The 22,317-nt window shown below is 70.9% G+C and carries 20 protein-coding genes, 1 tRNA gene and 1 pseudogene; 12 read left to right on the top strand and 10 right to left on the bottom strand.

Translation table 11 applies throughout. From position 1 onward, the window contains the following. Window positions 1-114 precede the first annotated feature (114 nt). On the top strand, window positions 115-1,584 hold the full coding sequence (locus tag AB0472_RS05705; protein ID WP_366353686.1) for an aminopeptidase P family protein: 1,470 nt from the start codon (window positions 115-117) through the stop codon (window positions 1,582-1,584). Between the two features lie 165 nt (window positions 1,585-1,749). On the opposite strand, the gene AB0472_RS05710 is transcribed toward AB0472_RS05705, so the two are convergent. The 4 genes and pseudogenes from AB0472_RS05710 to AB0472_RS05725 form a co-directional block, all read right to left on the bottom strand. Next, window positions 1,750-2,565, bottom strand: a complete 816-nt coding sequence (locus AB0472_RS05710) for a triphosphoribosyl-dephospho-CoA synthase (RefSeq protein WP_366353688.1) — start codon at window positions 2,563-2,565, stop codon at window positions 1,750-1,752. Window positions 2,566-2,575: 10 nt separating this feature from the next. After that, window positions 2,576-3,546, bottom strand: a pseudogene (locus tag AB0472_RS05715) (intradiol ring-cleavage dioxygenase). A gap of 99 nt (window positions 3,547-3,645) precedes the next feature. Next, entirely contained in the window at window positions 3,646-4,221 is a 576-nt protein-coding gene (locus AB0472_RS05720; RefSeq protein WP_366353689.1) for a GNAT family protein, read from the bottom strand. A gap of 38 nt (window positions 4,222-4,259) precedes the next feature. Beyond that, window positions 4,260-4,709 carry an ATP-binding protein gene (locus AB0472_RS05725; RefSeq protein ID WP_366353691.1) on the bottom strand — a complete coding sequence of 150 codons (450 nt, stop codon included), beginning with the start codon at window positions 4,707-4,709 and terminating at the stop codon, window positions 4,260-4,262. Between the two features lie 248 nt (window positions 4,710-4,957). On the opposite strand from AB0472_RS05725, the gene AB0472_RS05730 reads away from it, so the two are divergent. The 9 genes from AB0472_RS05730 (at window position 4,958) to AB0472_RS05770 (ending at window position 15,136) form a co-directional block, all read left to right on the top strand. After that, the gene (locus AB0472_RS05730; RefSeq protein WP_366353692.1) at window positions 4,958-5,836 is read left to right on the top strand and encodes a hypothetical protein; all 879 of its coding nucleotides are present in this window, start codon (window positions 4,958-4,960) and stop codon (window positions 5,834-5,836) included. A gap of 329 nt (window positions 5,837-6,165) precedes the next feature. After that, window positions 6,166-6,906 carry a YcnI family protein gene (locus tag AB0472_RS05735; RefSeq protein WP_366354057.1) on the top strand — a complete coding sequence of 247 codons (741 nt, stop codon included), beginning with the start codon at window positions 6,166-6,168 and terminating at the stop codon, window positions 6,904-6,906. A 113-nt stretch (window positions 6,907-7,019) separates the two neighbouring features. Continuing rightward, on the top strand, window positions 7,020-7,676 hold the full coding sequence (locus AB0472_RS05740) for an SCO family protein (RefSeq protein WP_366353693.1): 657 nt from the start codon (window positions 7,020-7,022) through the stop codon (window positions 7,674-7,676). Beyond that, window positions 7,673-8,179: a copper chaperone PCu(A)C gene (locus tag AB0472_RS05745; protein WP_366353695.1), complete on the top strand. Its 507-nt coding sequence runs from the start codon at window positions 7,673-7,675 to the stop codon at window positions 8,177-8,179. Before AB0472_RS05740 ends, AB0472_RS05745 begins: the two co-directional genes overlap by 4 nt. A 13-nt stretch (window positions 8,180-8,192) precedes the next feature. Continuing rightward, complete coding sequence (locus AB0472_RS05750; RefSeq protein WP_366353697.1) at window positions 8,193-10,175, top strand: copper resistance protein CopC; 1,983 nt, start codon at window positions 8,193-8,195, stop codon at window positions 10,173-10,175. A gap of 8 nt (window positions 10,176-10,183) precedes the next feature. Beyond that, window positions 10,184-11,464, top strand: coding sequence for an iron uptake transporter deferrochelatase/peroxidase subunit (efeB, locus tag AB0472_RS05755; RefSeq protein WP_366353699.1), 1,281 nt, complete (start codon window positions 10,184-10,186; stop codon window positions 11,462-11,464). Between the two features lie 134 nt (window positions 11,465-11,598). Then, entirely contained in the window at window positions 11,599-12,534 is a 936-nt protein-coding gene (pheA, locus tag AB0472_RS05760; RefSeq protein ID WP_366353701.1) for a prephenate dehydratase, read from the top strand. A 530-nt stretch (window positions 12,535-13,064) separates the two neighbouring features. Then, on the top strand, window positions 13,065-14,342 hold the full coding sequence (gene serS / locus AB0472_RS05765) for a serine--tRNA ligase (RefSeq protein ID WP_366353703.1): 1,278 nt from the start codon (window positions 13,065-13,067) through the stop codon (window positions 14,340-14,342). Beyond that, on the top strand, window positions 14,339-15,136 hold the full coding sequence (locus AB0472_RS05770; RefSeq protein WP_366353705.1) for an HAD family hydrolase: 798 nt from the start codon (window positions 14,339-14,341) through the stop codon (window positions 15,134-15,136). The genes serS and AB0472_RS05770 overlap by 4 nt, the downstream gene beginning before the upstream one ends. A gap of 116 nt (window positions 15,137-15,252) precedes the next feature. Here the strand turns inward: AB0472_RS05770 and AB0472_RS05775 are convergent. From AB0472_RS05775 to AB0472_RS05800, 6 genes are all read right to left on the bottom strand, one after another. Next, window positions 15,253-15,340: transfer RNA gene (locus AB0472_RS05775), tRNA-Ser, on the bottom strand. A 307-nt stretch (window positions 15,341-15,647) separates the two neighbouring features. Then, window positions 15,648-15,845 (bottom strand): hypothetical protein, encoded by a 198-nt coding sequence (locus AB0472_RS05780; protein ID WP_366353707.1) that lies wholly within the window; start codon window positions 15,843-15,845, stop codon window positions 15,648-15,650. Window positions 15,846-15,926: 81 nt separating this feature from the next. Beyond that, window positions 15,927-16,646: an ABC transporter permease subunit gene (locus tag AB0472_RS05785; protein WP_366353709.1), complete on the bottom strand. Its 720-nt coding sequence runs from the start codon at window positions 16,644-16,646 to the stop codon at window positions 15,927-15,929. A 10-nt stretch (window positions 16,647-16,656) separates the two neighbouring features. After that, window positions 16,657-17,568, bottom strand: coding sequence for an ABC transporter ATP-binding protein (locus tag AB0472_RS05790; RefSeq protein ID WP_366353711.1), 912 nt, complete (start codon window positions 17,566-17,568; stop codon window positions 16,657-16,659). Continuing rightward, window positions 17,565-18,470: an ABC transporter permease subunit gene (locus AB0472_RS05795; RefSeq protein ID WP_366353713.1), complete on the bottom strand. Its 906-nt coding sequence runs from the start codon at window positions 18,468-18,470 to the stop codon at window positions 17,565-17,567. Before AB0472_RS05795 ends, AB0472_RS05790 begins: the two co-directional genes overlap by 4 nt. Next, entirely contained in the window at window positions 18,460-19,425 is a 966-nt protein-coding gene (locus tag AB0472_RS05800; RefSeq protein WP_366354059.1) for an ABC transporter ATP-binding protein, read from the bottom strand. The genes AB0472_RS05795 and AB0472_RS05800 overlap by 11 nt, the downstream gene beginning before the upstream one ends. A gap of 237 nt (window positions 19,426-19,662) precedes the next feature. Here AB0472_RS05800 and AB0472_RS05805 point away from each other — a divergent pair, with 237 nt between their 5' ends. Both AB0472_RS05805 and AB0472_RS05810 read left to right on the top strand, forming a co-directional pair. Next, window positions 19,663-20,511, top strand: coding sequence for a M24 family metallopeptidase (locus AB0472_RS05805; protein WP_366353715.1), 849 nt, complete (start codon window positions 19,663-19,665; stop codon window positions 20,509-20,511). Next, the gene (locus tag AB0472_RS05810) at window positions 20,508-22,268 is read left to right on the top strand and encodes an SDR family oxidoreductase (RefSeq protein ID WP_366353717.1); all 1,761 of its coding nucleotides are present in this window, start codon (window positions 20,508-20,510) and stop codon (window positions 22,266-22,268) included. Before AB0472_RS05805 ends, AB0472_RS05810 begins: the two co-directional genes overlap by 4 nt. The last annotated feature ends 49 nt before the right edge of the window (window positions 22,269-22,317 follow it).

Consider the following 22,317-nt stretch of genomic DNA (forward strand, 5'->3'; position numbering starts at 1 on the left):
CCGGAGGGCGGAGACGGACACACCTCACACGGCTGCGGGCCCCGGGTCCCTGGGACGCCGTCCGGTACGACCGTACGATGGACGGGATCCACTGCAGTGTCGAGGAGGATAACCGTGTCCGACGAGCTCACCCCGGAAAATCCGGAGACCCCGGAGACCGAGTCGGAAGAGCTGATCAAGCAGCGCAAGAACGGCCTGTACCCGGGCGTGTCCGACGAGCTCGCCGAGAGCATGAAGTCCGGCTGGGCCGACACGGAGCTGCGCGATCTCCAGCCCGTCGAGCAGGCCGGGCACACCGCCCGCCGCCGCGCCGAGCTGTCGGCCCGCTTCCCGGGCGAGCGCCTGGTGATCCCGGCCGGCAACCTGAAGACCCGCTCGAACGACACGGACTACCCGTTCCGGGCGTCCGTCGAGTACGTCTACCTGACCGGCAACCAGACCGAGGACGGCGTACTCGTCCTGGAGCCGAAGGACGACGGCCACGTGGCCACCGTCTACCTGCTGCCCCGCTCCGACCGCGAGAACGGCGAGTTCTGGCTCTCCGGCCAGGGCGAGCTGTGGGTCGGCCGGCGCCACTCCCTCACCGAGTCCGAGGCGCTCTACGGCATCCCCGCCGCCGACGTGCGCGAGCTGGCCGACAAGCTCCGCGAGGCCACCGGCCCGGTGCGGGTCGTCCGCGGGTACGACGCCGGCATCCAGGCCGCGCTGGCCGACAAGGTCACCGCCGAGCGCGACGAGGAGCTGCGGGTCTTCCTCTCCGAGGCCCGGCTGGTCAAGGACGACTGGGAGATCGGCGAGCTGCAGAAGGCCGTCGACTCCACCGCCCGCGGCTTCGAGGACGTCGTGAAGGTCCTCGACAAGGCCGAGGCCACCAGCGAGCGCTACATCGAGGGCACCTTCTTCCTCCGCGCACGCGTGGAGGGCAACGACATCGGCTACGGCTCCATCTGCGCGGCCGGCCCGCACGCCTGCACCCTGCACTGGGTCCGCAACGACGGCCCGGTGCGCTCCGGCGACCTGCTCCTGCTGGACGCCGGCGTCGAGACGCACAGCCTCTACACCGCAGACGTCACGCGCACGCTGCCGGTCAACGGCACGTACAGCGAGATCCAGAAGAAGATCTACGACGCCGTGTACGACGCCCAGGAGGCCGGCATCGCGGCGGTCCAGCCGGGCGCCAAGTACCGCGACTTCCACGACGCCGCGCAGCGGGTGCTGGCCGAGCGGCTCGTCGAGTGGGGGCTCGTGGAGGGCCCGGTGGAGCGGGTGCTGGAGCTGGGCCTGCAGCGCCGGTGGACGCTGCACGGCACCGGGCACATGCTGGGGCTCGACGTCCACGACTGCGCCGCCGCGCGGACCGAGACGTACGTGGAGGGCGTCCTGGAGCCGGGGATGGTGCTGACCGTCGAGCCGGGGCTGTACTTCCAGGCCGACGACCTGACCGTGCCGGAGGAGTACCGGGGAATCGGCGTCCGGATCGAGGACGACATCCTCGTGACGGCCGACGGGAACCGGAACCTCAGCGCGGGGCTGCCTCGGCGGTCTGACGAGGTCGAGAGCTGGATGGCTTCGCTCAAGGGCTGACGCGCGATGTGGATGGCCGGGCACCAAGGGGGTGCCCGGCCATCGTCGCGTTCCGCGGGTGGTCGTCGCGTTCCGCGGGTCGTAGGAGGTTGCTCTCGCCCACGCGGCGGTGGCCGCAGACCGGATACAGCCCCGCGTCCCTTTCGGGGCGCCCGGGTCGGGGCGTCACAGAGAAGGCAGGGCGTCCAGGAAGAGGGCGCCGGCCAGCAGGCCCGCGCTGCCCCGCGGGCTCCAGTCTTTGTCGTGCAGGTCCGCGTCGAGGGTTCGCAGTGCCTCTGCGCCCGCCTCCGTCGCCGTGCCGCCCGCCTCCAGGACCTGCCGGGCCCCGGCCTGGACCCGGCGCAGACCCAGCGGGCCCGCGGTGTGGAGGAGTTCGGTGTCCTGGAGGGTGGACATCACGGTGAGCAGGGCGTCCAGACGGGCCTGGTTCTCGGTCGCGCCTGCCTTGCGGGCCGCGGTGAGGGCGTCCAGGGCCCTGCGTACGTGCGGGAATCCGGCCCGGGCCTCGCCACGGGCGCCGGCCGCGCCGTACTTGACGGAGATCGACGAACCCCGGGAGGGACGCCTGGGGGCGCCCTTGTCGTTGAACGCGGCGATCTTCCGTGCGTTCAGGGCGATCTCGCGGGCCGTGGCCCGGGGGTCCAGGGCGACCGCGGCGACCAGGAAGCCGAGGGCCCACAGGGCGCCCTTGTGGCCGCCGCCGGCCAGGCCGACCGAGTGCTCGGTGCACCGGCCGATGGCGCCGAGTTCCGCCCGCAGCACCGGCGTGGCCTCGCCGGTACGGCGGGCGGAGGCGGCCATCGCCGCGAGGCCGGGCGCCAGCGCCCTGGCCGACCAGCGCAGACTGTCGTGCTCCCGGCGCGTGCTGCGGACGTCCAGGTCACGCGGGTCGGGCAGGCCCGGCTTGGGGGCCAGGGCCAGCTGACCGGTGAGCGCGGCCACGGCGGCCCGGGCCAGCGCGTCGTCCTCGCAACTTGTCATGTCCCTTACCTTATGAGGAGGCAGAGGCCGACGGGGAGGCGCTGTCGCCGGGAGCCCCGCCCGGCGGGGTGCCCGTGGGGGCGTCGCTCGGCGGGGGGTGCCGCCGCCACCGCTGCCGGCGCCCGTGTTCTCGGCGTCCGGGTCGACGGCCAGGGTCAGCGAGCCCTTGTAGCCCTTCGACGGGTCCTTCTTGTGCACGGCCTTCAGGGTCAGCAGACCGCCGGCGGCGCCACCGCCGTCGTACACCATGTCGTCGGCGAGGACGGTGTAGTCGCCGGTGTGCTTCGCATAGGGCTCGAGCGTGAAGATCTCCTCGGCGATGTCGTCGGCGAAGAAGAGCCGGCCGGTGTAGTCGACCTTGCCGCCCTCGTAGGTGCCGTCCGCCTTCTCGCCGCCCGTGTGCACCTTCACGTGGATGTGGCAGGTGCGCGGGGTGTACCAGCCAGGGAAGATCGTCTCGAACTTGACGACCCCGTTGGCGTTGGCGATCTGGTAGCCGCGCAGGTAGGTGTCGTCGTCGGCGGAGTCGCCCTCCTCGCTCTCCGCGGGGGCCGAGCCGCCCGGGTTGGCGGTGGTGTAACCGGAGTAGTAGCCCCAGGCGTCGCAGTGCCAGATCTCGACCGCCGCGCCCTTGACCGGGGTGCAGCCGTCGGTGGCGTCCACGACGGTCAGGCGCAGGGTCAGCGGAACGCCGGCCCTGCCCTCGGTGATGTCCTTGCGCACCAAGGCACCGTCGAGGTAGTACGGCCCTTCCGTGACGCTGCTCATCAGCGTCATGCACGCACTGCCGGTGGAACTCGCGGAGGCGGTGGCGTCCGCGTCGGCGGCGGCCGTTCCGGTCGCGTCGGCGCCGGTGTCCGTGGTGTCGGCGAAGGCCGACTGGAAGCCGGCGACCGCGAGGCCGCCGGCCGCCACCGTGCCGCCGGAGACCGCGAGGGCACGGCGGCGGGTGATCGACGCGTTCTTGTGGTTTCCCGTCATGGCCGACGAAGCCAGGAACGCCGTTTGTCAGGGGTATGGGCAGGGGCTGGCAACGGCCTGTGAACGCCCAGGAAGCTGAACCAGTCGGGAAGCCACAGGTCACAGCGCCGGGGCGCGGTTGTGCAGGACCCGCTGGAACAGCCGGCTGTCCCGCCATTCTCCATTGATGTGCAGATACTGCGGGGCATCCCCGATCGTCTCGAACCCGCATTTCTTCAGCACGCGTTGGGACGTCGTGTTCTCGATCAGGGTGGACGCCTCGATCCGGTGAAGTCCCACCACCTCCCGGGCGATCTCGCAGACCCGTTCCAGGGCAGCGGTGGCCAGACCGCGGCCCTGTTGGTCACCGGCCACCCAATAACCGACGTAGGAACTGCAGAAAGGACCGAGGGAAATGCCGGAAAGGGTGATCGCCCCGACGATCCGGCCGTCCTCGGCCGACTCCATGAGCCAGGGGGCCACGAGGCCGTCCGCGGCCTGTCCCAGCAGGCTGTCGATGCGCTCGGCCTGGCCCTCGACGGTGAAGAAGGTCTCGGGTCTGACCGGTTCCCAGGGTTCGAGATGACTTCTGCTGCCGACGTATGCGTCGCACAGCGCTCCCGCGTCGCCGACGGCAATGGGACGCAATATCACGCCGGGGATGAGCAGGCTTTCTTTAATCTTTCCGATAATCATGCGCGCACCCTAGCGCGGGCGTTATGCCGGAGCGAGAGTCATGCCGAAAGCAGGGAAGGATCTTTCTTCCACTTGAGGATCTTGTCGAAGCTGACGACGGTGCCGCCGCGGCCCGGCTTGTTGCCGATGTGGACGTGATCCGCGAGTTCCCTGATGAGACAGAGGCCCCTGCCGTTCTCGGCGTCGGGACGGGCGGGCCTGATGTCCTGGGTGCGGGCGAACCCCGGCGCGAGCCCCGGGCCCGAATCGGCCACCTCGATACGGCACTTCTCGCCGTCCAGGTAGGCGGTGACCCGGTACGCCTCCGAGGTACGGCCGACCCCGCCGTGCTCGACGGCGTTCGCGCAGGCCTCGCTGAGGGCGACGGAGAGGTCGTAGGAGATGTCGGGGTCGACGCCCGCCGTCTCCATCGTGCCGATCAGCAACCGTCGGGCGAGCGGCACGCTCGCGGCCTCACGCCGCAGATGGAGTGACCACCAGATGCTCATGCTCCAGCCTCCTGGCTGCGGCTCGACATACCGATACCTATTGCCACCCGTGCCCGGGTGTAAGCACTCCGTTCATGTGAGAACGCCCATCCGGGGGATGCGTGGGTGGAGGTTTCGGTGTATGAGCGGGCGGTTCGCCACAAGGATGATCTTTCGGTTCTTTCTCTCGATCACCGTCCTCCGGCGTAACGGAATCTTCCGGACCTGGCGTCGAACGGGTGCGGGTCCAGTGCGATGATGAGCGCGCCATGACTGCCCCCCATCCGCGCGCGGCGCGCACCGGAAGCGGACTGCGGCTCCTGCGGGCCGCGGTGTTCGCCGCGCTCTGCGTCGTGCTGGCCGCGGCGGGGCACACCCTGGCCTCCTGCGCGACCGTCCCGCTGTGGACACTCGGCGCGGGCTTCCTGGGCACCCTGGCGCTCGTCGCCCCGCTGACCGGCCGGGCACGCTCGCTGCCGGGGATCGTGGCCCTGCTCACGGTGGTGCAGACCGTCCTCCACACGCTGTTCGGACTCGGTCAGCACGGCGGTTCCGCGATGTCCGGCGGCTCGATGTCCGGGTCGGCCATGGCATCCATGACGTCGATGTCGTCGATCTCGTCCACGTCCCTGAACGACGCCTCGCTGGTGGAGCGGGCCGCACGGCTGGTGTGCGGGGCGGGGGCCGCGCAGATCAGCCCCGCCCACGCCTACAAGATCCTCACGGACGCGCACCTCAGCACCTCCGCTCCGGCCACCGGCACGAGCGGGGCGGCCCATGCCGCGGACGCCACCGGGGCTTCCGGTTCGCTGCTGCCCTCCGTGCCCATGCTGCTCGGGCACGTGCTCGCGGCCGTCGTGGCCGGGTGGCTGCTGCGCCGGGGCGACCTCGCGCTGCTGCGGCTGATCCAGTTGTCGGCCGATTCGGCGCACGGGGTCGCCGAGGGGGCGCTGATCCGTTCCCTGCGCGGGGCGCTCGCGCTGGCGCGCGCTCTGTGCGCCGGGCTCGTGGCCGTGCCCGAGGCGCCCGCGCGGGGCCGCCGCAGCGCCTGGGACATAGCGCCCGCACCGTGCACCGTCACGCTCCAGCACTCCGTGATCCGGCGCGGGCCGCCGGTCGCCGCCGCCGTACTCGTTCTCGCCGCCTGACACGACGCGACCAGAGCACTCCCCGGGGTCTGCCCGGATCCGGAGGGACCTGCCGCCGTCGTGCGGCACGCGCGCGTGCACCGTTCCGACGGCCGCTGTCGGCTTCCGGCTCCGGTCTCCCGGCTTCGGTCTCCGGCTCCGGTCTCCCGGCTTCGGTTCCGACCCCGGTTTCCCGGCTCAGGGTTCCCGGCTGTGGGATCTCGGCCGTGGGATTTCGGCTGTGGGATTTCGGTTCTCCACGCGCACCCTCAACGACAGAACTCACTCGGAGTGGAGTGCTCCCTGCCATGAAGGCTTCCGTCATGACCGCCATGTCCGCCGTGTCCGCCATGAAGGCCTCGCGCGTCGTCGCCGTCGCCGCCGTCACGGGTACGGCCGTACTGGCCGTCTCCTCGCCCGCGTTCGCGCACGTCAGCGTGCAGCCCGAGGGCACCGCCGCCAAGGGCGGTTACGCGGTCATCGACTTCAAGGTCCCCAACGAGCGTGACGACGCCTCGACCACCAAGGTCGAGGTCAACTTCCCCGCCGACCACCCGATCGCCTCCGTGATGCCGCAGCCAATGGCCGGCTGGAAGATCGACGTCACCAAGTCCAAGCTGGCCAAGCCGCTGGAGATGCACGGCGAGAAGATCGACCAGGCGGTCACCAAGGTCACCTGGACCGCCGAGGACAAGGGCATCGAGCCGGGCTACTTCCAGAAGTTCCCGCTCTCCGTGGGCGCCCTGCCCGAGAACACCGACGAACTGGTCTTCAAGGCCGTCCAGACGTACTCCAACAAGGAGGTCGTCCGGTGGATCGAGGTCCAGCAGAAGGGCCAGGACGAGCCGGAGAACCCGGCCCCGGTCCTCGCGCTGTCCGCCGCCACCGATGACCACCACGGTTCGACGACGGCCGAGGACACCGCGGCCAGGACCGAGACCACGGCCTCGTCCGACGACTCCGGCTCCCCGAGCGGCACCGACACCACCGCCCGCGTCCTCGGCGTCGTCGGCATCGCCGTCGGCGTGGCCGGGGTCGCCTACGGCGTCCTCGCCGGGCGCCGCCGGTCCACCACCGGCACCGAGGCCTGAGCTCCGCGTCCGTAACGCGCACAGGGGGCCGTGCGACGCTGTGACAGCTGTCGCGCAACTGTCGTACGGCCCCCCGGTGCGCGCCGGATCTCTCACATCTGGGACATTTTCCTATGCGCAAGAAGACGTTCGCCGCGGCCGCGCTGCTCGCCGCCGCCACCCTGACCCTCTCCGCCTGCGGCAGCGGCGACAACGACGCGAAGTCACCCGTCACCGTGGTCTCCGGGGACACCTCGAACAAGGCCGCGACCATCCTGGACACGCCGTTCGAGAAGCCTGACCTGGTACTCACCGACACCCAGGGCAAGAAGTACGACCTGCGCACGGAGACCAAGGGCCGGCCGACGCTGATCTACTTCGGCTACACGCACTGCCCCGACGTCTGCCCGCTGACCATGAACAACGTCGCGGTCGCGAAGAAGGCGCTGTCCAAGGCCGACCAGGCGAAACTGCGGGTCGTGTTCGTCACCACCGACCCGGCCCGCGACACCCCGTCCGAGCTCGGCAAGTGGCTCAAGGGCATCGACCCGAGCTTCGTCGGGCTGACCGGCGACTTCGCCACCATCCAGGCCGGCGCCCGCGCCCTGGGCATCTCCATCGAGCCGACCCACAAGGACAAGAAGACCGGCAAGGTCGTCTCGGTGCACGGCACCCAGGTCATCGCGTTCTCGCCGAAGACCGACGGCGGATACGTCCTCTACGGCGAGAACGCCACCGTCGACGACTACACCAAGGACCTCCCCAAGATCATCGAGGGGGAGAACCCGTGACGTCCACGAACCCCGGGAAACCCGGGAAACGCTTCGCCCTGACCGGGATAGCGATCGCGGGGGCACTCGCCCTCGCGGGCTGCGGCGGCTCGGGCGCCTCAGGAGCCTCGGGCTCCTCGGGCTCCTCGGGGGTCGAGCTGTCCGTCGGCGCCTCCTACATGCCCCAGCCGGTCTCCGCCGACATGGCCGCCGGATTCCTGACGATCACCAACAGGGGCGGCACGAAGGACGAGCTCACCTCGGTCACCAGCGACTCCGCCGGTGAGATCACCATGCACGAGACCAACGGCGGGGCGATGGAGGAGGTCAACGCCTTCGAGGTGCCCGCACACGGTCAACTCGTGTTCAAAAGTGGTGGCAACCATCTGATGTTCGAGAAGCTGAAGCGCCGCCCGGAACAGGGCGACACGATCACTCTGAAACTCAAGTTCGCCGAATCCGGTCCGCTCACCGTCGAGATGCCGGTGAAGTCCGCCACGTACAACCCGTCGACCGGACACTGAGGGAGGACCGACCTTGATGCGGACCATCACCCCCCGCCTGCGCACCCTGGTGCTGCTGTTCCTCGCCGTCACCGGCGCGCTGCTGGCCGGCGCCGGGCCGGCCTCGGCGCACGCCGCGCTGACCGGGAGCGACCCCGCCCAGGGGGTGGTGGTCCCGAAGGCGCCCGATCAGGTCTCGCTCACGTTCTCCGAAAACGTGTCGACGAACAACAACTCCATCCGGGTCCTCGATCCCAAGGGCAAGCGGGTCGACCTCGCAAAGCCCAGCAACCTGACCGGCACGACCTACGGGGTCCAGCTCAAGAGCGGGCTGGGCAACGGCACGTACACAGTCGCCTGGCAGGTCGTCTCGGCGGACAGCCACCCCGTCGCCGGTGCCTTCACCTTCTCCGTCGGAGCGCCCTCCAAGACCGTCGCCTCGGTCGGGGACCAGGAGGCGGGCGGCGGGGTCGTCGGCTGGCTCTACGGCTTCGGGCGGTACATGTCCTACGCCGGGTACATCGTGCTCGTCGGCGGCGCCGCCTTCGTCCTCGCCTGCTGGCAGCGCGGTTCCGGGGTGCGGGCCATGCAGCGCCTGGTCGTCGGCGGCTGGCTGACGCTCACCGCGGCCACCCTCTGGCTGCTGCTCCTGCGCGGCTCCTACACGACCTCCGGCAGCGTCGGGGACATCTTCGACCTGAACCTCCTCGGCCAGGTGCTGCAGACCAAGACCGGCGCGGCCCTGGTCTCCCGGCTGCTGCTGCTCGCGGCGGCCGCCCTCTTCATCGCCGTCCTCTTCGGCGCCTACGACAAGCGCGAGGACGAGGAGAAGCGCGACCTGACCTTCGGGCTGGCCGTCGGCGGGACCGTCGTGGCCGCCGGACTCGCGGCGAGCTGGGCCATGGCCGAGCACGCCTCCACCGGACTCCAGCCGGGCATCGCGATGCCGGTCGACGTCATCCACCTGCTCGCCGTCGCCGCCTGGCTGGGCGGGCTCACCGCCCTGCTGGTCGCCCTCTACCGGGCGCCCGCCGACACCCCGGTCGAGTCCGCCGCCGTACAGCGCTTCTCCCGTGTGGCCTTCGGGTCGGTGCTCGCGCTGGTCGCCACCGGCATCTACCAGTCCTGGCGCCAGCTCGGCTCGTGGTCGGCGTTCACCGACACGGCCTACGGCGAGCTGCTGCTGGTCAAGATCGGGCTCGTGGCGCTGCTCGTCGGCATCGCGTCCATCTCGCGACGGTGGACCGGGCGGCTCGCGGCTGCGGGGGTGACGGAGACGGCGACCGTCGAAGAGGCGCCGGAGGAGGAAGAGACGGCGAAGGAGACGGTCAAGGCGTCCGCCGCCACGAAGGAGGCCTCCGGCAAGGCCGCCAAGTCCGGCACCGGTGTGCCCGGCGGCTCCGGGAAGGCCGGGGCCGCCGACGACGACCCCGAGCGCGCCGCCCAGCTCGCCCGGCAGCAGTCCGCCAGGGAGACCGCCCGGCAGAGGCGGCTCCGGGACGCCGACCCGCACCGCTTCGGCCTGCGCCGCTCGGTGCTGGCCGAAGCCGGGGTCGCGGTCGCGCTGCTCGCGGTCACGACCGTGCTGACGCAGACCGAGCCCGGCCGTACCGAGCAGGACGCCAAGGCCACCACCGCATCCGCCTCGTCCTCCTCCGCGTCGAACTCGTCCTCGGGCGCGCTGACCCTCGACATGTCGTTCGACACCGGCGGCAAGGACGGCAAGGGCGTGGTCCGCGTCGACCTGGACCCCGCGACCGTCGGCAGCAACGAGATGCACGTCTACGTGCAGCGCCCCAACGGCCGGGCCTTCGACATCCCCGAGGTGAAGGTCGCCTTCACTCTCGACGCCAAGAAGCTCGGGCCGATTCCCGTGAACCCCGACCACATCACCACCGGACACTGGGCGGCCAACGGGGTGCAGATCCCCATCGCCGGCGACTGGAAGGTCTCCGTCACCGTGCGGACCTCCGACATCGACCAGGTGACCGTCTCCAAGAGCGCGCAGATCGGCTGAACCGCACCATGCCCGAACAGTCCCAGTCCGTCACCGAGGCCCGCACCGCAGCCGCCGAGGCTCCCCCGGCTGGGGGAGTCAGCCGGCGTGCACTGCTCGGCACCGCCGGGGCCACCGGACTCGTCCTCGGCGCGGCGGGCGCGGGCCTCGGCTACGCGGCCGCCCCCGCCCAGGCCACCCCGCTCAGCTCGGTCGGCTCCGACCGGGCGATGTTTCACGGGAAACATCAGCCGGGCATCACCGAGGGCCTCCAGGCGCGCGGCCATCTCGTCGCCTTCGACCTGGCGGCCGGCGCGGGCCGTACCGAGGCCGCCGCGCTGCTGCGCCGCTGGTCGACGACGGCCGGGCGGCTGATGGCGGGCGAGCCGATGACGCAGGACGACACGGACGTGGCCCGGGACGCGGGGCCCTCGGCGCTGACGGTCACCTTCGGCTTCGGCAACAGCTTCTTCAGCCGTACCGGCCTGGAGAAGCAGCGGCCCTCCTCGCTGGACCCGCTGCCCGACTTCTCCTCGGACCACCTCGACAGGTCACGCAGCAACGGGGACCTGTGGGTGCAGATCGGCGCCGACGACGCCCTGGTCGCCTTCCACGCCCTGCGGGCGATACAGAAGGACGCGGGCAGCGCGGCGAAGGTCCGCTGGCAGATGAACGGCTTCAACCGCACCCCGGGCGCCACCGCGCACCCCATGACGGCCCGCAACCTCATGGGCCAGCTGGACGGCACCCGCAACCCGAAGCCGACGGACTCGGACTTCGACCGCCGGATCTTCGTGCCGGCGAGCGGTGCGAGCGACCCCGCGTGGATGGCGAACGGCTCCTACGCCGTCGTGCGCCGGATCCGCATGCTCCTCGACGACTGGGAGAAGCTGTCGCTCGCGGCCCAGGAGAACGTGATCGGGCGCAGGAAGTCGAACGGGGCGCCGCTGACCGGCGGCACCGAGACGACGGCCATGGACCTGGAGAAGGCCCGGTCGGACGGGGAGTACGTCGTCCCGATCAACGCCCATGCCCGGATCACCCGGCCGGACCAGAACGGGGGCGCGGCGATCCTGCGGCGCCCGTTCTCGTACCACGACGGCATCGACGCGGACGGGACGCCGGACGCGGGGCTGCTCTTCGTCTGCTGGCAGGCGGATCCGCTGCGCGGGTTCGTGCCGCTGCAGCGGAAGCTGGACCGCGGGGACGCGCTGTCGCAGTACATCCGGCACGAGGCGAGCGGCCTGTTCGCGGTGCCGGGCGGCGCGGCCGACGGGGAGTACGTGGGGCAGCGGCTGCTGGAGGGGTGACATCCGCCCGCCGCAGCTGTACCAGAGTGGTTTCTGATCACTATTGGCGCGTTTCCGGGTTTCAAACCACCCGTTCGAGTGGATCCGATGAGACAACTGAGCCGTGTCTCCCTGCGCCCATTAGGGTGAGGGACATGCCAGCGAGCTATGCGTATCTCGGTCCCGAAGGCACCTTCACCGAAGTCGCCCTGCGCACGCTTCCGGAGGCCGCCACCCGGGAGCTCATCCCGTACGTCTCCGTCCAGTCCGCGCTGGACGCCGTACGCAACGGCGAGGCCGAGGCCGCGTTCGTGCCGATCGAGAACTCCGTCGAGGGCGGGGTCACCACGACCCTCGACGAGCTGGTCGCGGGCAGGCCGCTGATGATCTACCGCGAGGTGCTGCTGTCGATCACGTTCGCACTGCTGGTCCGCCCCGGCACCAAGCTCTCCGAGATCAAGACGGTGACCGCCCATCCGGTGGCCCAGCCGCAGGTCCGCAACTGGCTGCGGGCCCACCTCCCGGACGCCGTCTGGGAGTCCGCCGCTTCGAACGCGGACGGCGCCCGCCTGGTCCAGGAGGGCCGTTTCGACGCGGCCTTCGCGGGCGAGTTCGCGGCCGAGCGGTACGGCCTGGAGGCCCTGGAGACCGGGATCCACGACGCGGAGAACGCACAGACCCGGTTCGTCCTGGTCGGCCGCCCGGCCCGGCCCGCGGCCCCGACCGGCGCGGACAAGACCTCGGTCGTGCTCTGGCAGAACGACGACCACCCCGGCGGGCTGCGTGACCTGCTCGGCGAGTTCGCCACCCGGGGCATCAACCTCATGCTGCTGCAGTCCCGGCCGACCGGCACCGGTATCGGCAACTACTGCTTCTGCATCGACGCCGAGGGCCACATCTCCGACCGCCGGGTGGCGGAGGCGCTGATGGGGCTGAAGCGGATCTGCCGCCAGGTGCGCTTCCTGGGCTCGTACCCGCGGGCGGACGTCCGACCGGGCGAGACCGTGGGACCCACGCTGCCGGGGACGTCGGACGAGGAGTTCGTGGCGGCCTCGGACTGGGTGGCGCGCTGCCAGGACGGCCGTTTCTAGCCGGTCGTACCCTCGTATCTTCGTTATCCACAGGGGTTATCCACAGGCGCCCATCTCGACCTGGGGACAAGTCGACAGCGACACATGAGTCTGTCGACAAATCGGCCTACAGGACGGCAGGACGCCCCCGCCCGCCCACATCACCCTTCGTCCACTCGTTTCCCATGGTTCATCTTTTGGAGCGATGCCTTTCCACTCGAAAGAGGGTGTTGTCCCGGTTTGATGCGGGAATTCCTCTCTTCACGCACCACTCGCGGAGTGATCCATTCCGGAGTCCACACTCCGTCCACACACCCTGTGGATAACTCTCGGGAGGGCGTGGATCCCTGTGGACAACCGCGCCCCCAAGTCCCGCTGCGCACAAGGAAATCCAGTCAACCGCAAGCCGCGGGCATGCCCCGTCTCGGGGAGTGAGACACTTTTTATTGACACGTTGGGCAATTCATCCCTAACGGAACGTAAGCCACGATTCGGAACACGTGTCAATAGTGATTCGTGGGGGGCAACCCCGCACCGGTAGCCTTGGCTCCGTGATTGACCTTCGCCTGCTCCGTGAGGACCCCGACCGTGTGCGCGCCTCCCAGCGCGCCCGTGGAGAGGACGTCGCGCTCGTCGACGCCCTCCTCTCCGCCGACGAGCGGCGCAGGTCCTCCGGCGTCCGCTTCGACGAGCTGCGCAACGAGCAGAAGCAGCTCGGCAAGCTCATCCCCAAGGCCTCCGCCGACGAGAAGGCCGAGCTGCTGAAGAGGGCCGAGCAGCTGAAAGCCGACGTCAAGACCGCCGACGCCGAGCGCGACGCGGCCGACGCCGAGGCCCACGAGCTGCTGCTCCGGCTCGGCAACCTCGTCCACCCCGAGGTGCCCGTCGGCGGCGAGGAGGACTTCGTCACCCTCGAGGAGCACGGCACGATCCGCGACTTCGGGGCCGAGGGCTTCGAACCCAAGGACCACCTGGAGCTGGGCCAGCTGCTCGGCGCCATCGACGTCGAGCGCGGCGCCAAGGTCTCCGGCTCCCGCTTCTACTTCCTGACCGGCGTCGGCGCCCTGCTGGAACTGGCGCTCGTCAACGCGGCGATCGCGCAGGCCACCGAGGCCGGCTTCACGCCGATGCTGACCCCGGCGCTGGTCCGCCCGCAGTCCATGGCGGGCACCGGCTTCCTCGGCCAGGCGGCCCAGGACGTCTACCACCTCGACAAGGACGACCTCTACCTGGTCGGCACGTCCGAGGTCCCGCTCGCCGCGTACCACATGGACGAGATCATCGAAGCGGAGCGCCTGCCACTGCGCTACGCCGGTTTCTCCCCGTGCTTCCGCCGCGAGGCCGGTTCGCACGGCAAGGACACCAAGGGCATCTTCCGCGTTCACCAGTTCGACAAGGTGGAGATGTTCTCCTACGTCGCCCCCGAGGACTCGGAGGCGGAGCACCAGCGTCTGCTGGCCTGGGAGAAGCAGTGGCTGACCTCGCTGGAGCTGCCGTTCCGCGTCATCGACGTCGCCACCGGTGACCTCGGCGCCTCGGCCGCCCGCAAGTTCGACTGCGAGGCGTGGATCCCGACGCAGGGCAAGTACCGCGAGCTGACCTCGACGTCGGACTGCACCGAGTTCCAGTCCCGCCGGCTGTCCATCCGGGTCCGCGACGGCAAGCAGGTCAAGCCGCTGGCCACGCTCAACGGCACGCTGTGCGCCGTACCGCGCACCATCGTGGCGATCCTGGAGAACCACCAGCAGGCCGACGGCTCGGTGTACGTGCCCGAGGTGCTGCGCCCGTACCTGGGCGGCCGGGAGGTCCTGGAGCCGGTGTCCCGGTGAGCTTCCCCTACGGGCTGATCGCGACCGACCTCGACGGGACGCTGCTGCGGTCCGACGAGTCGGTCTCCCCGCGCACCCGTGAAGCGCTCGCCGCGGCCACCGCGGCGGGCGCCGCTCACATCGTCGTCACCGGCCGCGCGGTCCCCTGGACCCGGCACATCCTCGACGACCTCGGTTACGACGGCCTCGCCGTGTGCGGCCAAGGGGCGCAGGTGTACGACGCCGGCGCGCACCGCCTCCTCACCTCCGTGACGCTGGACCGGCAGCTGGCCGGGGTCGCCCTCGCGAAGATCGAGGCCGAGGTCGGTCCGCTGTACCTGGCGGCGAGCCGTGACGGCCTCGACGGCGACGTGCTGGTGGGGCCGGGGTACGCGGTGACGGGGCATCTCCCGTCGACGCCCTTCACGGACGTCGCCGACCTCTGGGCGGCCCCGCTGAACAAGATCTACATACAGCACCCGCGGCTGTCCGACGACGAGCTCGCGGAAGCGGCCCAGCAGGCTGCCGGAGGCTTCGTCACGGTGGCCATGGCGGGCGAGGGCATCGTGGAGCTGCTGCCTCTGGGCCTGTCCAAGGCGACCGGTCTCTCGCTGGCCGCGCGCCGGCTGGGCCTCAGGCCGGCCGACACGATCGCCTTCGGCGACATGCCGAACGACATCCCGATGTTCGCGTGGGCGGCTCGGGGGGTGGCCATGGCCAACGCGCATGAAGAGCTTCGCACGGTGGCCGACGAGGTGACCTCCTCCAACGAGGAGGACGGCATCGCGGTGGTCGTGGAGCGTCTGCTCGCCTGAGGTGGTGGCTCGGGTGCGGCTCGGTGGGATCTGGTCGCGCAGTTCCTCCCCCAGCCTTCGGCCGGGGGACCCCCAGCGCCTCTTGGGGCGCTGCAGCCAGGGCGTCCTGAAGGTTGCGGAGGATGCACGGATCGAACGTGCGCGGGCTTTTCGGGCCCGACCGCGGCTTAGCAAGCCGGTGCCTTACCACTCGGCCAATCCTCCGGGTGGGCGGCCCACGCGAGAGCGACATCGCGTGCTCGAAGCGGCCGCCCCGGGCAGCTACACGGCGACCCGCCGACGGCTGCCCTGACGGGAGCGAGACGTACTGTCGTGCATGGACATCGTCCGGCTCCTCTCCCAGCTGGTGGGGTGACACAACAACTGTGCCTTCGGGCCGAGTTGGACGCCACTGATTATTCAGAGGCGCCCACTGCGCGCGCCCCTTCAGGGGCGCTGGGGTTCCCCCGGCCGAAGGCTGGGGGAGGAACCGCGTAACCAGCCCCCACCGGCCCGCAGCCACCCCACAACCTCAACGGCGCCACCACTTGCGCCGGGCCTTGCTGAAGAACCACCCTGCCGGCGCCTCGTCCGACCGCCACGGCTGCGGCTCCGGCTTCTCCGCGCGCCACCGCGCGGCCAGCATCCGCGCCCGCGCGGACGGCTCCGACGTCTCCGCGGACCGTATGAACTCCTCGTCCAGTACGAGGTCGTTCCAGTCGTCAGCCATCCCCGCGCCTCCTACGCAGTGCATCCCCTCTGACCCAGTGTGGCCGGACGGGGGTCAAGCCCCCGTCAGTAAGCGGGCCGTCTACTCCTCGCCCGCCAGCGTCAGCGAGCGCAGCTTCTGGCCGGCGTACCAGGTGGCCAGGACGGTCACCACGACCAGCAGCACCGTGCCCGTCGTCAGCGAGACGTCGGACGTGACCAGGTCGCCCCCGGTCACCTTGTGGGCGACCGCCAGGGACCACTGCTGGACGCTCAACGTCCGCGCTCCGGGCACCAGGGAGCCGAACAGGGCCTCCCAGACCAGCGCGTAGACGAGCCCGAAGACCACCGCGTGCCGCGACACCGTACCGAGCAGCAGGAAGAGCGCGGCGTAGGCGATGGAGGCGACCAGCGCGGCAACCGTGTAGGCGACGGCGATCTGCTGGCCGTTGCCGTTGAGGATGAAGCCCGCGATCAGGGTCGGCAGGGCCGAGAAGACCATCGTCACGGCGATCGCCACGATCAGCTTGGTGAAGATGATGGTGGGTCGTCTGATCGGCTTGGACAGCAGGTACACCACCGAGCCGTCGTCGATCTCCGGGCCGATCGCGCCCGTGCCCGCGATGACGCCGATGATCGGCACCATGGTGGCGAGCCCGAGACCGCCGAGCAGGTCGGCGGCCGTCTGGTCGTCGGCGCCGGCGAGGCCGCGGACGACGACGGAGATCGCGATCAGCAGCAGGGGCAGCGCGCCCAGGATGAGCGCCCTGCGGCGGCCGAGCAGGGCCCGGTAGGTGAGCCTGGCGACTGTGGGGTCGTACATCTTCGGCCTCCTACGCCGCGACCAGATACGAGAACACGGATTCGAGGGACTCGTCGGACGGCGAGACCGTGAGCAGCCGGATGCCGTGGTCGCGGGCGACCTTGGGCAGCAGGGCGGTGAAGCGGCCGAAGTCGACGGCCTGGATGCGCAGCGCGCCCTCGGTGAGGTCGACCTCGATGCCCGAGGTGGAGGGGTCGGCGATGAGGGCGGCCGCGAGGGCGCGGTCGTCGCTGGAGCGGACCAGGTAGCGGTGCGGGCGGTCGGTCATCAGCCGGCGGATCTTGCGGAAGTCGCCGCTGGCCGCGTGCCGTCCCGCGACCACGACCTCGATGTGCCAGGCGAGTTGCTCGACCTCTTCGAGGATGTGGGAGGAGAACAGGACCGTACGGCCCTCGTCGCCCATCCGCCGCAGCAGTTCCATGAGCTGCATGCGCTGGCGCGGGTCCATGCCGTTGAAGGGCTCGTCGAGGAGGAGCAGCGACGGGTCGTGGACCAGGGCGGACGCCATCTTCACGCGCTGGCGCATGCCCTTGGAGTACGTCGAGATCCTGCGGTCCTGCGCGTACTCCATCTCGACCGTGGCGAGGGCCTTCTGCGCGGCTTTGGCGCCGAGGCCGTGCAACTCGGCGTTGGCGACGACGAATTCGCGGCCGGTGAGGAAGTCGTACATCGCCTCGCGCTCGGGGACGATGCCGATGTGCTTGTAGATGGCCTCGTTGCGCCAGGTCGGCTGCCCGTCGAGGGTGACCGTGCCGGTGGAGGGGGCGAGGAAGCCGCCCATCATGTTGATGAGGGTGGACTTGCCGGCGCCGTTGGGGCCGAGGAGGCCGGTGACGCCGGGGCCGATGGTCATGGTGATGTCGTTGACGGCGACCACGTTGCCGAACCAGCGGGAGACGTGGTCGATGGAGAGCGTGGTCACAGTCCCACCTTCTTGTAGCGGCGCAGCAGAAGGCCGTAGCAGGCGGCGATCAGGCCGAGGACGACGAGCAGGTACACCACGCCCTGGGCATGGGAGGGTCCGTCGCCGCCCGGGAAGGTGTTGGTGCCGCCGAGCAGGGCGGTGCTCAGGCCTCCGATCAGGGTCACCGGCGAGAACAGGCCGATCCACGGGATGGCACCGGTGCTGCCCTGGGCGTCGGCGATGGCCTGGAGGGTGGAGACCGCGCCGTAGGAGATGGTCAGTACGGCGATCACGGCGGCGATGCCGAAGCCGCGGCGCGGCGTGACCGACGCGATGACCAGGCCGATGCCCGCGAGGAGGAGGGAGAGCAGCGCCACCGAGAGGAGTCCCTGGCCGAACCCCTTGGTCTGGTGCCCGAAGTCCATCTTGGCGAGCAGGGCGCCCACGTACAGGACGACCAGCGGGGCGCCGGTCAGGATGAACATCGCGGACGCGAGGGCCGCGAACTTGGCCTGGACGTAGTCGGCGGTCTCGATGGGCCGCGAGAAGTACAGCGGGATGGTCTTGAAGCGCAGGTCGCGGGAGACGGCCTGGGGGGCCTGCGAGGCGACGTACAGGCTGATGACGGCCTGCATGATGATCGCGTACCGCGTGTAGGTGACCGGCAGGTCGTGCGCCTTGGTGGCGACGGCGACCGCGACCATGATGGCCGCCGGCACGCAGATCACCGCGAACAGCAGCATCGGCAGCACCTTGGACTTCACCGAGCGGCCGAGGCCGTAGGAGCCGCGCAGGGTCTGCGAGTACAGGGACAGACGGGCGTACCCGCGGCCGAGGCGCGGGCCGTCGTAGCCGCGGTAGCCGATGTCGTGGATGCGGGACTGGTCACCCGGTCCCGCGATGGGCTGGTCAACCGCCATGGACGGTCGCCTCCTTCCGCTGCTCGTCGTCGCTGGTGAAGACCTCGGAGATGTGGTGCCGGCGCTGTTCCATGCGCACCAGGCCGAGACCGAGGTCGGCGACGACGTCGCGGACCAGGTCATAGGTCTCCTCGCCCTGGGCGGTGAGCAGCAGGATGTGGCCGGCGCCGGGGAGGCCGCCGCCCTCGGCGTTCGTCTCCACCCCGCGCGCGTGGAGCGCGTCGCGGACCGCGCGGGTGCCGTCCGGGTGCTCGTCGCTGTCGGTGACCTCGATGGCGAGCGTGGTCGTGGACTGCGTGAAGTCGGTGGTGGAGCTGGAGCGCAGCAGCTTGCCGCCGTCGACGACGACCACGTGGTCGCAGGTGCGTTCCAGTTCGCCGAGCAGGTGCGAGGTGACCAGGACCGAGATGCCGAAGTCGGTGTGGATGCGGCGGATCAGGCCGAGCATCTCGTCGCGGCCGACCGGGTCGAGGCCGTTCGTCGGCTCGTCGAGGAAGACCAGCTGCGGGTCGTGCACCAGGGCCTGGGCGAGCTTCACGCGCTGCTTCATGCCGGTGGAGTAGCCGCCGATCGGGCGGTACCGCTCCTCGTAGAGCCCGACATGGCGCAGGGTGTCGGCGGTGCGCTCGCGGGCGGCGGCGGGCGGCAGGCCGGACATGCGGGCCATGTGCACGACGAACTCGGTGGCCGAGACGTCGGGGGGCAGGCAGTCGTGCTCCGGCATGTAGCCCACGCGCTCGCGGATGGCGGCGCCCTTGGTCGCGACGTCGAGGCCGAGCACTTCGGCGCGGCCCTCGGTCGCGGGGGACAGACCCAGCAGGATCTTGATCAGGGTGGACTTGCCGGCGCCGTTGGCTCCGACGAGCCCGGTCACACCGGGTCCGATGTCCACGGACAGCCGGTCGAGCGCGGTCACCCGGGGGAACCGCTTGCTCAGGCTTTCGGTCGCGATCACAGTCACGTCATAGAAGGTAGTGACCCGCGCCACTGGGGTCGTCAGACCTTGGAGCCGTCTTCACGTCACTCTCGAGTATTACGGGGCCCTAGGGGATCCCCTGCCTGAGGGCTACGCAGAGTTGTCCACAGGCCTCGCCACGGCCTATTGACGTCGCCTCTAACAACTGTCACATTCACCAGTGTCAAGTTACGGGCACGTACCGCAGTCGACGGAGACGGGGACGGGACGGAACGGATGGCGACGGCAGTGGCATCGAAGGAAGAACGCGCCACGGAGCTCGAGGGTTTCCGGCGGGTGCAACGGCTCGCCTACGAGTGCGCCGAGGCGGTCGCGGCCGCGCTGGAGCCGGGGATCACCGAGCGTGAGGCGGCCCGGATGCAGCGCGAGTGGCTGCGTGCCCGGGGCGTGCGGGACTGGTTCCACCTCCCCTTCGCCTGGTTCGGCGACCGCACGGCGTTCACGGACTTCCGCGTCCCGCTGCAGTTCTTCCCGACCGACCGCCGGCTGGCGCCCGGCATGCCGTTCATCCTGGACCTGGCCCCGGTGTACGAGGGTTGCACGGCCGACATCGGCTACTCGGGCGCCCTCGGGCCCAACCCCGTGCAGGACCGGCTGATGGCCGACCTGGAGGCGCACCGGGAGCTGATCCTGCGCGAGGTGCGCGAGCGGCGCCCGCTGCGCGACATCTACGAGGACGTGGACCGCCTCATGGTCCGCCAGGGCTACGCCAACCGGCATCGCGCGTACCCCTTCGGCGTGATCGCCCACAAGGTGGACCGGGTGAAGCAGCGCCGCTGGGCACCGCACCTCTTCGGGTTCGGCACCCAGTCCCTGAAGGGCCTCGCGGCCGACGCGCTGCACGGCCACCGCGAGGGCTGGTCGCCCCTGTGGTCGCCGTACCGCTTCTCGGACCACCCGCCGCAGCCGGGCCTGTGGGCGGTCGAACCGCACCTCGGCTTCCGCGGCACGGGCGCCAAGTTCGAGGAGATCCTCGTGGTCACCGACTCCCGGGACCCCGAGCAGGGCGCCTTCTGGCTGGACGACGATCTGCCGCACGTGCGGCGCTGGGCGGAGGACAAGTGAACGGGATCGAAGGCGCGCGCGAGCGCCGGGTGCGTACCGGTGGCGTCGACCTGTGCGTGGCGGAGCTGGGCGACCCGGCGGACCCGACGGTCGTCCTGGTCCACGGCTACCCGGACAGCAAGGAGGTCTGGTCCGCGGTCGCGGCCCGCCTCGCGGAGCGCTTCCACGTCGTCCTGTACGACGTCCGCGGCCACGGCCGCTCCACCGCCCCCGAGCCACTGCGCGGCGGCTTCACCCTCGCCAAGCTCACGGACGACTTCCTGGCGGTGATCGACGCGGTCAGCCCCGACCGACCGGTGCACCTCGTCGGCCACGACTGGGGCTCGGTGCAGTCCTGGGAGTTCGCCACGGTGGGGCGCACGGAGGGCCGTATCGCCTCCTTCACGTCGCTGTCCGGGCCGTCCCTGGACCACTTCGGGCACTGGATCGCCGCACGCGTGCGGCGCCCGACCCCTCGCCGGGTGGGCCAGCTCCTCGGCCAGGGCGCCAAGTCCTGGTACGTGTACCTGCTGCACACCCCCGCCCTGCCCGAACTGGCCTGGCGCGGCCCCCTCGGCAAGGCCTGGCCGGGGATCCTGCGGCGGGCGGAGAACCTCCCGCCGGGTGACTACCCCACGTCCTCCCTGCCCTCCGACGCGGCACACGGCGCCTGGCTGTACCGCGACAACGTGCGGTCCCGGCTGCGCCGCCCGCGTGAGGACGCGTACGCGCACGCCCCCGTGCAGCTCATCACGCCCCTCGGCGACGCGTTCCTCTCCGAGCGGCTCTACGACGACCTGGGGCGCTGGGTGCCCCGGCTCACCCGCCGCACCCTGCCCGACAGACACTGGATCCCGCGCACCCGGCCGGACCAGGTGGCGGCCTGGATCGAGGAGTTCGTGAGGTCGGTGGAGGACGGCCCGGGGCCGGAGCCGAAGCCCGCCGACCGCCATGCCCAGCGGTTCGGCGGCCAGCTGGTGCTGGTCACCGGCGCGGGCAGCGGCATCGGGCGGGCCACGGCGTTCGCGTTCGCGGAGGCGGGCGCGCGGGTGGTGGCGGTGGACCGGGACGCGGAGGCCGCGGCCCGCACCGCCGAGCTGTCCCGGCTGGTCGGCGCCGCGGACGCGTGGGCGGAGACGGCCGACGTCTCCGACGAGCAGGCCATGGAGAAGCTCGCGGAGAAGGTCCACCGCGAGTACGGCGTCCTGGACGTGCTGGTCAACAACGCGGGCATCGGCCTGTCCGGCTCCTTCTTCACGACGACGACGGAGGACTGGCGGCAGGTCCTGGACGTCAACCTCTGGGGCGTGATCCACGGTTGCCGCCTCTTCGGGGCCCGGATGGCGGACCGCGCCCAGGGCGGCCACATCGTGAACGTCGCGTCGGCGGCGGCCTACCTGCCCTCCCGGACGCTGCCGGCCTACAGCACCTCCAAGGCGGCGGTCCTGATGCTCTCCGAGTGCCTGCGCGCCGAACTCGCCCCCCGGAGCATCGGGGTGACGGCGATCTGCCCGGGCCTCATCAACACCAACATCACCTCGACGGCCCGCTTCACCGGGGTCGACGAGGAGGAGCAGCGCCACAGGCAGAAGCGCTCCGCCCGGCTGTACGGGATGCGCAACTACCCTCCGGAGAAGGTCGCTTCGGCGATCCTGGAGGCGGTGGAACACAATCGCGCGGTGGTACCGGTGACGCCGGAGGCGCGGGGGGCGCGGGTGCTGTCGCGGGTGGCGCCGGGAGTGTTGCGGCGGATCGCAAGGGTGGAGCCGAAGTTGTAGAGAGTCGTGGCCCAACTGCGGTCCGGCGGGGGCTGGTCGCGCAGTTCCT

The sequence above is a fragment of the Streptomyces sp. NPDC086777 genome (assembly GCF_040702065.1).
GTDB lineage: Bacteria > Actinomycetota > Actinomycetes > Streptomycetales > Streptomycetaceae > Streptomyces.

Excerpts from the sequence above, each read along its gene's own strand:
- AB0472_RS05710 (WP_366353688.1), bottom strand. The coding sequence starts at position 2,565 with ATGACAAGTTGCGAGGACGACGCGCTGGCCCGGGCCGCCGTGGCCGCG.
- AB0472_RS05720 (WP_366353689.1), bottom strand. The coding sequence starts at position 4,221 with ATGATTATCGGAAAGATTAAAGAAAGCCTGCTCATCCCCGGCGTGATA.
- AB0472_RS05725 (WP_366353691.1), bottom strand. The coding sequence starts at position 4,709 with ATGAGCATCTGGTGGTCACTCCATCTGCGGCGTGAGGCCGCGAGCGTG.
- AB0472_RS05730 (WP_366353692.1), top strand. The coding sequence starts at position 4,958 with ATGACTGCCCCCCATCCGCGCGCGGCGCGCACCGGAAGCGGACTGCGG.
- AB0472_RS05735 (WP_366354057.1), top strand. The coding sequence starts at position 6,166 with ATGAAGGCCTCGCGCGTCGTCGCCGTCGCCGCCGTCACGGGTACGGCC.
- AB0472_RS05740 (WP_366353693.1), top strand. The coding sequence starts at position 7,020 with ATGCGCAAGAAGACGTTCGCCGCGGCCGCGCTGCTCGCCGCCGCCACC.
- efeB (WP_366353699.1), top strand. The coding sequence starts at position 10,184 with ATGCCCGAACAGTCCCAGTCCGTCACCGAGGCCCGCACCGCAGCCGCC.
- pheA (WP_366353701.1), top strand. The coding sequence starts at position 11,599 with ATGCCAGCGAGCTATGCGTATCTCGGTCCCGAAGGCACCTTCACCGAA.
- AB0472_RS05780 (WP_366353707.1), bottom strand. The coding sequence starts at position 15,845 with ATGGCTGACGACTGGAACGACCTCGTACTGGACGAGGAGTTCATACGG.
- AB0472_RS05785 (WP_366353709.1), bottom strand. The coding sequence starts at position 16,646 with ATGTACGACCCCACAGTCGCCAGGCTCACCTACCGGGCCCTGCTCGGC.
- AB0472_RS05795 (WP_366353713.1), bottom strand. The coding sequence starts at position 18,470 with ATGGCGGTTGACCAGCCCATCGCGGGACCGGGTGACCAGTCCCGCATC.
- AB0472_RS05805 (WP_366353715.1), top strand. The coding sequence starts at position 19,663 with ATGGCGACGGCAGTGGCATCGAAGGAAGAACGCGCCACGGAGCTCGAG.